This is a genomic window from Paracoccus sanguinis (genome assembly GCF_900106665.1).
Classification (GTDB): domain Bacteria; phylum Pseudomonadota; class Alphaproteobacteria; order Rhodobacterales; family Rhodobacteraceae; genus Paracoccus; species Paracoccus panacisoli.
This window is the reverse complement of sequence record NZ_FNNA01000012.1, coordinates 18,993-28,815: the sequence shown is the minus strand read 5'-3', so window position 1 is coordinate 28,815 and position 9,823 is coordinate 18,993. Positions and strand designations below refer to the sequence as shown.

Below are 9,823 nucleotides of genomic sequence, written 5' to 3'. Positions count from 1 at the left end.
ATCGCCGCCGTCAGCGTCGTCTTGCCGTGGTCAACGTGGCCGATCGTCCCGATGTTGACGTGCGGTTTCGTCCGTTCGAATTTTGCCTTTGCCATTGCAAAGCTCCTTTTCAATGACGGTGCGTGAGATCACGCACCCTACGGGGGGTAGGGTGCGGGGGCTGGCCCCGCACCGCCTCAGGCGTATTTCTTCTGGATCTCGTCCGAGATGTTCTGCGGCACGGCCTCGTAATGGTCGAACTGCATCGTGAACACCGCCCGGCCCGACGACATCGAGCGCAGGTTGTTGATGTAGCCGAACATGTTGGCCAGCGGCACCATCGCGTCGATGACGTTGGCGTTGCCGCGGGTGTCCTGGCCGCGGACCATGCCGCGCCGCGAGGTCAGGTCGCCGATGATCGACCCGGTGTATTCCTCGGGCGTCACCACCTCGACCTTCATGATCGGCTCGAGCAGCTTCGCGCCGGCCTTCTTGAGGCCTTCGCGCATCGCGGCCCGCGAGGCGATCTCGAACGCCAGCACCGACGAGTCGACGTCGTGGAAGGCGCCGTCGATCAGCGCCACCTTGAAGTCGATCACCGGGAAGCCTGCCAGCGGGCCCGAGTCCATGACGGACTTGATGCCCTTCTCAACGCCCGGAACGTATTCCTTGGGCACCGCGCCGCCGACGATCTTCGATTCGAACGAGTAGCCCTCGCCCGGCTCGGTGGGATCGATCTGCAGCTTGACGCGGGCGAACTGGCCCGTGCCGCCGGTCTGCTTCTTGTGGGTGTAGTCGATCTCGGCCGGCTGCGAGATGGTCTCGCGGTAGGCCACCTGCGGCGCACCGATGTTGGCCTCGACCTTGAACTCGCGCTTCATCCGGTCGACGAGGATGTCGAGGTGAAGTTCGCCCATGCCCTTCATGATCGTCTGGCCCGACTCGAGGTCGGTCTCGACGCGGAAGGACGGGTCCTCGGCAGCCAGGCGCTGAAGGGCAAGGCCCATCTTTTCCTGGTCGGCCTTGGACTTGGGCTCGACGGCGATCTCGATCACCGGCTCGGGGAAGGTCATGGTCTCGAGGACCACGGGCTTCGCCGGATCGCAGAGCGTGTCACCGGTGGTGGTCTCTTTCAGACCGGCCAGCGCGATGATGTCGCCCGCGAACGCCTCTTCGATTTCCTCGCGGTTGATGGCGTGCATCACCATCATCCGGCCGACGCGCTCGCGCTTGCCCTTGGTCGAGTTCATCATCTGGTCGCCCTTCTTCAGCGCGCCCGAGTAGATGCGCGTGAAGGTCAGCGAGCCGACGAAGGGGTCGTTCATGATCTTGAACGCCAGCGCCGAGAACGGCGCCGCATCATCGGCCTCGCGGGCGATGTTGCGCTCTTCGGTCTCGTCGTCGGGCGAGAAGCCCATCAACGTCGGCACGTCGGTCGGCGCCGGCAGATAGTCGATGACCGCGTTCAGCAGGGGCTGCACGCCCTTGTTCTTGAAGGCCGAACCCGCGAGCACCGGGAAGAACGACATCGACAGCGTGCCCTGACGGATCAGCTTGCGCAGGGTTGCCTCGTCGGGCTCGTTGCCCTCGAGGTACTGCTCCATCGCGTCGTCGTCCATCTCGACGGCCAGCTCGATCATCTTGCCGCGCCATTCGTCGGCCAGATCCTGCAGCTCGGCCCGGATGGGCTGGCGGATCCACGAGGCGCCGACGTCGTCGCCCTTCCAGATCCACTCTTCCATCTTCACGAGGTCGATGATGCCTTCCAGCGTGTCCTCGGCGCCGATCGGCAGGGCCACCGGGCAGGGGGTGCCGCCGGTGCGGTCCTTGATCATCGTGACGCACTTGAAGAAGTCCGCGCCGATCTTGTCCATCTTGTTGACGAACACGATCCGCGGAACCTTGTAGCGGTCAGCCTGGCGCCAGACGGTTTCCGTCTGCGGCTCGACGCCGGCGTTGCCGTCGAGCAGGCAGATCGCGCCGTCCAGGACGGCCAGCGAGCGCTCCACCTCGATGGTGAAATCGACGTGGCCGGGGGTGTCGATGATGTTCAGCTTGTTGCGGGCCGACTCGTCGGCCGTGAACTCGGTGTCCTCGTGGCGCTGCCAGAAGGTCGTGGTCGCGGCCGAGGTGATGGTGATGCCGCGCTCGGCTTCCTGCTCCATCCAGTCCATGGTCGAGGCGCCGTCATGCGTCTCGCCCATTTTGTGGTTCTTGCCGGTGTAGAACAGGATGCGCTCGGTCATCGTGGTCTTGCCGGCATCGATGTGGGCCATGATGCCGAAGTTGCGGTACCGCTGCAGCGGATATTCGCGTGCCATGATGGCTCCTTACCAGCGATAGTGGCTGAACGCCTTGTTGGCGTCGGCCATCTTGTGGGTGTCTTCGCGCTTCTTCACCGCGGTGCCGCGGTTGTTCACCGCGTCGGCCAGCTCGCCCGCCAGGCGCTCTTCCATGGTGTTCTCGTTGCGCTTCTTGGCAGCGTCGATCAGCCAGCGGATGCCGAGCGCCTCGCGGCGGATCGGACGGACCTCGACCGGCACCTGGTAGGTGGCGCCGCCGACCCGGCGCGAGCGGACCTCGACCGAGGGCTTCACGTTGTCGAGGGCTTCGTGGAAAACCTCGATCGGCTCGCGCTTGAGGCGGCCCTGAACGCGGTCGAGCGCGTTATAGACGATCTTCTCGGCGACGGATTTCTTGCCGTCCACCATCAGGTTGTTCATGAATTTGGTCAGCACGCGATCGCCATACTTGGCGTCGGGCAGGACTTCGCGCTTTTCAGCGGCGTGACGACGGGACATCTCTCAAACCCTCACTTCGGACGCTTGGCGCCGTATTTCGAACGACGCTGACGACGATCTTTGACGCCCTGGGTGTCCAGAACGCCGCGCAGGATGTGGTAACGCACACCCGGAAGGTCTTTCACCCGGCCGCCGCGGATCAGCACGACGCTGTGTTCCTGGAGGTTGTGCTTTTCACCCGGAATGTAGCTGATGACCTCGAACCCGTTGGTCAGGCGCACCTTGGCGACTTTCCGCATGGCCGAGTTCGGCTTCTTCGGGGTGGTGGTATAGACGCGCGTGCAGACGCCGCGCTTCTGAGGGTTTCCTTGCAGGTGCTGCGACTTGGAGCGCTGCACCTTCGGCTGCCGCGGATTGCGGATCAGCTGCTGGATCGTCGGCATTCGGTTCCCCGTCCTGCGTTTGCGATACTCGCGCCCGGGCATGGCGCGCCACTTCTCGACAGCGCCTCGCGCCCATCGCGAAACGCCAAACCCATCCGGCCCCGGCGAGGCGGGGTAGGACGGGGCGAAACTCCAGAAGGATCGGGGCGCGCGGCCCCGGATCGTGACCGAGGGGGCGACGCCCGCGCGGTTCTGGCCCCCGGCGCTTTCGCGCAGGGGTGCGGGGGCTATAGGTCGAATCGTCGTCCCTGTCAACGTGAGGGTCAGGCGGGGTGAGGGTCAGGCGGGCCCTCCGCCCTCGCCCGCGGCGAGCGCCCGGCGCAGGCCGGGCAGGTCAATGCGGAACCGCCGCTTCAACAGCGCCGCAGGATCGTCGGGCGGGCTGGCCCAGGGGTAGTTGGGCCCCGGCGCGCCCGAGTCGTTGTCGGCGTGGAGGGTGCGCACGAACATCGGCCGGTCGTGGACCGCCACCCCGTTCATGTGGTGCCCGAGCCGCCAGTGCTCGAAGTCGATGGCCGAGCCGGGGTCGCCCGCCCGGACCCAGGTCACCAGCGCCACCCCCGTGGAGTGGACATGGCGCGGCAGCACTTCGAGCGTGGCCCCGTCGGCCTTTAGGATCAGCCCCTTGGCATAGTCGCAGGACGCCCGCCCGTCGCGGTTCAGCATCGGCCGCACCAGCCGCAGGTCGCGCCGGGCGCTGGCCACGAAATCCACCGCCACGGCGTCGTCGTCGTCATGCTTGACGTAGCCCACCACCTCGGCCTGCGGGTCGAGATGGGGGGCGAGCGCGCGGGCGCAGGCGGTGCGGTGATGGTCCATCGGCGGGACGGTCTCGACGACGATCTGCGGGGTCGCGGCGCTGATCGCCCGCAGGCGCGTCAGGTAAGGCTCGGGCAGGTCCGGGCCGGTCATCACCACCAGCCGGAAGTCCGGGTCGGTCTGCGCCTGCCACGCCGGCAGCGCCACCCGCTCGAACCAGAACCAGCGCCGGGCGAGCCGGGCGGGGTCATAGAGAAACGCCCGCCGTGCCGCGAGCGAGCCATGCTCGACCTGAAACCCCCGGCCGCCGAGATACGAGAACCGGCAGAGCGCGAGGATCTCCGCCCGCATCACCCGGCCCCCTGCCGCAGCTGCGCCTCGCGCCAGATCGAATAGATCCCGGCGGCCACCACCAGCGCCGAGCCGGCCCAGGTCCAGCCGTCGGGCCAGTCCCCGAACACGACGACGCCCAGCAGAATCGCAAACAGCAGTGAGGTATAGCGGAACGGCGAGACGAACCCGACCTCCCCCACCCGCATCACGGCGACTGCGGTCTGGTAGCCGATGGTCAGGAAGCCGGTGGCGATGGCGAGCCCCGCCCACTCGAGCCCGGTGGGCCAGCGCCACGGCGCCTCGGACGGCAGCAGCGGCGCGAACAGCGTCACGCTGAGCGCGGCGGAAAAGGCAATGGTGCTCGTGCGGATCGCGGGCGAGACGCCGCGCGTGGTGATCTCGCGCACCACGATCAGCAGCACCGAGCCGAGCGCGACGAGCGACCAGACGCTGAAGGCGCTCGTGCCCGGCCGCAGGATCATCAGCACGCCGATCAGCCCCACGCCCACGGCAGTCAGCCGCCGCCAGCCCAGCCGCTCGCGGAACACCACCGCCGCGGCGAGCATCACCAGGAGCGGCAGCGACTGCATGATCGCCGACAGGTCCCCCAGCGCGAGATGCTGAAGCGCGAGCAGGTAGAGCACGGTCGATCCGACCTCGGCCACCGCGCGCCAGCCGAGCAGCCAGCGGTCGCGGGGGCGATGCGGCCACCAGTCGATGCCCCCGTCGCGCTGCGCCATCACCCCCAGGATCACGCAGACGGCGAGGCCCCGGATTAGTACTGCCTGAGGCAGCGGCAGGGTCTGGGTCACGTATTTGATCGCCGCGTCGTTGCAGACGAAGGCCGCCATCGACAGCACCATGAGCGCCGCCCCGCGCAGGTTGTCGCCGTCGCGGGTCCGGGCCGGCGGCTCGGACCGCGGCTTGACGCGGCGGTTCACGGAGAGAAGGGGCGTGCGCATCGGACCTGACGGACGGAGAGGCTTTCCCAGCGACTACCCCGCCGCGGGATCGGGGGGAAGGGCGGCGGGCGGCTCGTCCCGCTGGGCGGGATTGCCGGGCGGTGACCGGAGCGTCACGCGGGTTGCTCCGGGTGAATTTGGGTATTTGGGCCAGAAAGAAGGCCGGCTCGGCACCGGTGAAATTCCTGCCGTCGTCGGCCCGAGCGCCGCCCGGTAGCGCTGCGCCTCACCTCGGGCGGCTTCTACCTCCCTCAAAGTTCCCCGGCCTGCACCACCGCGCCCGGACCAACCGCCCCCCCCCAACGCAAAAGGCCCGGCGTTGCCGCCGGGCCCTCTGTTCGCATCAGCGCGCGATCATTCCTCGGGCGAGGTGATGATCTCTTCCTCGTGCTCGATCGGCGTCACCTCGGCGGCCAGCGCCGCCACGGCTTCGGCCTCGGCGCGGCGCATCTCGATGACCTCGTTGTCGCGGTCCTCGGCGATGCGCTTGATCCGCGCGGTGGCCCCGCCGGTGCCGGCCGGGATCAGCCGGCCGACGATGACGTTCTCCTTCAGCCCGACGAGCTTGTCGCGCTTGCCCTGCACCGCGGCCTCGGTCAGCACCCGGGTCGTTTCCTGGAACGACGCGGCCGAGATGAAGCTGCGGGTCTGCAAGCTCGCCTTGGTGATCCCCAGCAGCACCGGTTCCCCGGTCGCCGGACGGCCGCCGCGGGCCTCGATCTTGGCGTTCTCCTCGTCGAACTCGTCGCGGTCCACGTGCTCTCCCTTGAGCAGCGTGGTGTCGCCCGAGTCGAGGATCTCGATCTTCTGCAGCATCTGGCGGACGATCACCTCGATGTGCTTGTCGTTGATCTTCACGCCCTGCAGTCGATAGACGTCCTGCACCTCGTCGATGAGATAGTCGGCCAAGGCCTCGATCCCCATGATCCGCAGGATGTCGTGCGGCGCCGGGTTCCCGTCCATGATGTAGTCACCCTTCTGCACGAAGTCGCCTTCCTGCACCGGGATGTGCTTGCCTTTCGGCACCATGTACTCGACCGGCTCGAGATCCTCGTTCGTGGGCTGCACGATGATCCGGCGCTTGTTCTTGTAGTCCTTACCGAATTTTACCGTGCCGTCGATCTCGGCGATGATCGCGTGGTCCTTGGGACGACGCGCCTCGAAGAGTTCGGCCACCCGCGGCAGACCACCGGTGATGTCCTTGGTCCGCGCGCCTTCGCGCGGGATCCGGGCCACCACGTCGCCGGCCTTGACCTCTTGCCCGTCCTCGATCGAGAGGATCGCGTCCACCGACATCGGATAGCTGATCGGGTTGCCCTGGTCGTTGCGGACCGGCTCGCCGTCCTCGCCCATGATGATGATCTCGGGCTTGAGGTCGTTGCCTTTCGGCGCCGACCGCCAGTCCGTCACGATCTTCTGGGTCATGCCGGTCGCATCGTCGGTCTCGTCGCGGACCGAGAGGCCCGAGAGAAGGTCGACGAACCGCGCCACGCCCGCCTGCTCGGCTATGATTGGCAGGGTGTAGGGGTCCCATTCGAACATCTTCTGGCCGCGCGTCACCTTGTCGCCGTCGCGGACCATGAGCTTCGAGCCGTAGAACAGCTTGTGCGTCGCCAGCGCCGTGCCCTGGTCGTTCATGACGTGCAGCTGCATCGAGCGGCTCATCACGATCAGCTCGCCCGAGGCGTTCTCGAGGACCGCCTCGTTCTCGAACTTCACCGTGCCGTCCTGGTTGGCGGCGATGAACGATTGCTGGCCACCCTGGGCGATGCCGCCGATGTGGAAGGTCCGCATCGTCAGCTGGGTGCCCGGCTCACCGATCGACTGCGCGGCGATGATGCCCACCGCCTCGCCGATGTTGACCAGCGTGCCGCGGGCGAGGTCGCGCCCGTAGCACAGCGCGCAGACGCCGTCCTCGGCCTCGCAGGTCAGCGCCGAGCGGATGCGCACGGTCTGCACGCCCGCCGCCTCGATGGCGTCGGCCTTGCGTTCGTCGATCAGCTCGTTGTGCCGCACCAGTACCTCGCCCGAACCGGGGACGAGCACGTCCTCGGCCGCGACGCGACCCAGCACCCGCTCGGAGAGCGGCGCGATGACCTCGCCATCGTTGACCGCCGCCGAGGCGGTGATCGCCCGGTCGGTGCCGCAGTCATGCTCACGGATGATGCAGTCCTGCGCCACGTCCACCAGACGACGGGTCAGGTAGCCCGAGTTCGCCGTCTTGAGCGCGGTGTCCGACAGACCCTTCCGGGCACCGTGGGTCGAGTTGAAGTACTCGAGCACGGTCAGGCCTTCCTTGAAGTTCGAGATGATCGGCGTCTCGATGATCTCGCCCGACGGCTTGGCCATCAGGCCGCGCATCCCGCCGAGCTGCTTCATCTGGCTGACCGAACCCCGGGCGCCCGAGTGCGCCATCATGTAGACCGAGTTCGGCTCGGCCTCGGCCCCGTTCTCGTCGCGCTTGCTGGACGAGATGGTGGCCATCATGGCTTCGGTCACGCGGTCGTTGCACTTCGACCAGGCGTCGACGACCTTGTTGTACTTCTCGCCCTGGGTGATCAGGCCGTCGAGGTACTGCTGCTCGAACTCCTTCACCTGGTCCTGGACTTCCTCGACGATGGTCCACTTGTTGTCCGGCACCACCATGTCGTCCTTGCCGAACGAGATGCCGGCGCGGAACGCCTCGCGGAAGCCCATGCCCATGATCTGGTCGCAGAAGATCACCGATTCCTTCTGGCCGCAGTAGCGGTAGACGGTGTCGATGACGTTCTGGACGTCCTTCTTGCGCAGCAGGCGGTTGACCAGCTCGAACGGCGCCTTGGCGTTCTTGGGCAAGAGCGCCCCGAGCCGCAGGCGGCCCGGCGTCGTCTCGACGCGGCGGATGACCTCGTTGCCGTCCTCGTCGATCTGCGGGATGCGGGCGGTGATCTTGGCGTGCAGGTGCACCTCGCCAGCGGCGAGCGCGTGCTCGACCTCATCGACCGAGCCGAAGGCCATGCCTTCGCCCTTCATCCCCTCGCGCATCATGGTGGTGTAGTAGAGACCCAGCACCATGTCCTGCGACGGCACGATGATCGGCGCGCCGTTGGCGGGCGACAGCACGTTGTTCGTGGACATCATCAGGACGCGCGCTTCCAGCTGCGCCTCGAGGCTCAGGGGGACGTGCACAGCCATCTGGTCGCCGTCGAAGTCGGCGTTGAAGGCCGAGCAGACCAGCGGGTGAAGCTGGATCGCCTTGCCCTCGATCAGGATCGGCTCGAACGCCTGGATGCCCAGACGGTGCAGCGTCGGCGCGCGGTTCAGCAGAACCGGGTGCTCGCGGATCACCTCGTCCAGGATGTCCCAGACCTCAGGGCGTTCCTTCTCGACCAGTTTCTTGGCCTGCTTGACGGTGGACGAATAGCCCTTCGCCTCGAGCCGCGAGTAGATGAACGGCTTGAACAGCTCGAGCGCCATCTTCTTCGGCAGCCCGCACTGGTGCAGCTTGAGCTCCGGGCCCGTCACGATGACCGAGCGGCCCGAAAAGTCCACGCGCTTGCCGAGCAGGTTCTGGCGGAACCGGCCCTGCTTGCCCTTGAGCATGTCCGACAGCGACTTGAGCGGGCGCTTGTTGTTGCCGGTGATGACGCGGCCGCGACGGCCGTTGTCGAACAGCGCGTCAACCGATTCCTGCAGCATCCGCTTTTCGTTGCGCACGATGATGTCGGGCGCGCGCAGCTCGATCAGCCGCTTGAGGCGGTTGTTGCGGTTGATGACCCGGCGATAGAGGTCGTTCAGGTCCGACGTGGCGAACCGGCCGCCGTCCAGCGGGACGAGCGGGCGCAGTTCCGGCGGGATGACCGGGATCACGGTCAGCACCATCCACTCGGGCCGGTTGCCCGACTCGAGGAACGATTCGACGATCTTCAGCCGCTTGATGATCTTCTTCGGCTTCAGCTCGCCGGTCGCCTCCTTCAGCTCCTCGCGGAGCTGGTCGGCGGTCGCCTGGAGGTCGATGGCGGCCAGCATCTCGCGGATCGCCTCGGCGCCGATGTTGGCGGTGAAGGCATCCACGCCGAACTGGTCCTGCGCGTCCATGAACTCTTCCTCGGTCAGCAGCTGACCGTAGGTGAGGTCCGTCAGACCCGGCTCGATGACGACGTAGTTTTCAAAGTAGAGGATCCGCTCGAGGTCGCGCAGCGTCATGTCCAGCATCAGGCCGATGCGCGACGGCAGCGACTTGAGGAACCAGATGTGGGCGACCGGGGCGGCCAGCTCGATGTGGCCCATCCGCTCGCGCCGGACCTTCTGCAGCGTCACCTCGACGCCGCATTTCTCGCAGGTCAGGCCGCGATACTTCATGCGCTTGTACTTGCCGCACAGGCACTCGTAGTCCTTGATCGGGCCGAAGATGCGCGCGCAGAACAACCCGTCACGCTCGGGCTTGAACGTGCGGTAGTTGATCGTCTCGGGCTTCTTCACCTCGCCGAAGGACCAGGCGAGGATTTCCTCGGGGCTGGCCAGCGAGATCTTGATCTCGTCGAACTGGCGCGGCGCCGGGACGGGATTGAACGGATTGGTGGAAAGTTCCTGGTTCATGTCGGATTCCTCGTGGGGACGCTGCGGG

Annotated in this window: 7 protein-coding genes; all 7 read right to left on the bottom strand. The window is 66.8% G+C overall.

The genetic code is table 11. From position 1 onward, the window contains the following. Positions 1–95: GTP-binding protein (locus tag BLW17_RS17075; protein WP_023878051.1), on the bottom strand; the 95-nt coding region annotated here is incomplete at its 3' end. A gap of 81 nt (positions 96–176) precedes the next feature. Further along, positions 177–2,300: an elongation factor G gene (gene fusA, locus BLW17_RS17070; RefSeq protein ID WP_036703026.1), complete on the bottom strand. Its 2,124-nt coding sequence runs from the start codon at positions 2,298–2,300 to the stop codon at positions 177–179. A 9-nt stretch (positions 2,301–2,309) separates the two neighbouring features. Beyond that, the gene (gene rpsG / locus BLW17_RS17065) at positions 2,310–2,780 is read right to left on the bottom strand and encodes a 30S ribosomal protein S7 (protein ID WP_036703027.1); all 471 of its coding nucleotides are present in this window, start codon (positions 2,778–2,780) and stop codon (positions 2,310–2,312) included. Between the two features lie 11 nt (positions 2,781–2,791). Then, entirely contained in the window at positions 2,792–3,163 is a 372-nt protein-coding gene (gene rpsL / locus BLW17_RS17060; protein ID WP_036707536.1) for a 30S ribosomal protein S12, read from the bottom strand. Positions 3,164–3,442: 279 nt separating this feature from the next. Then, entirely contained in the window at positions 3,443–4,273 is an 831-nt protein-coding gene (locus BLW17_RS17055; protein ID WP_036732060.1) for a glycosyltransferase, read from the bottom strand. Beyond that, positions 4,273–5,217 carry a DMT family transporter gene (locus tag BLW17_RS17050; protein ID WP_052176269.1) on the bottom strand — a complete coding sequence of 315 codons (945 nt, stop codon included), beginning with the start codon at positions 5,215–5,217 and terminating at the stop codon, positions 4,273–4,275. Before BLW17_RS17050 ends, BLW17_RS17055 begins: the two co-directional genes overlap by 1 nt. A 354-nt stretch (positions 5,218–5,571) precedes the next feature. Next, the gene (rpoC, locus tag BLW17_RS17045) at positions 5,572–9,795 is read right to left on the bottom strand and encodes a DNA-directed RNA polymerase subunit beta' (protein WP_036732062.1); all 4,224 of its coding nucleotides are present in this window, start codon (positions 9,793–9,795) and stop codon (positions 5,572–5,574) included. Positions 9,796–9,823 lie beyond the last annotated feature (28 nt).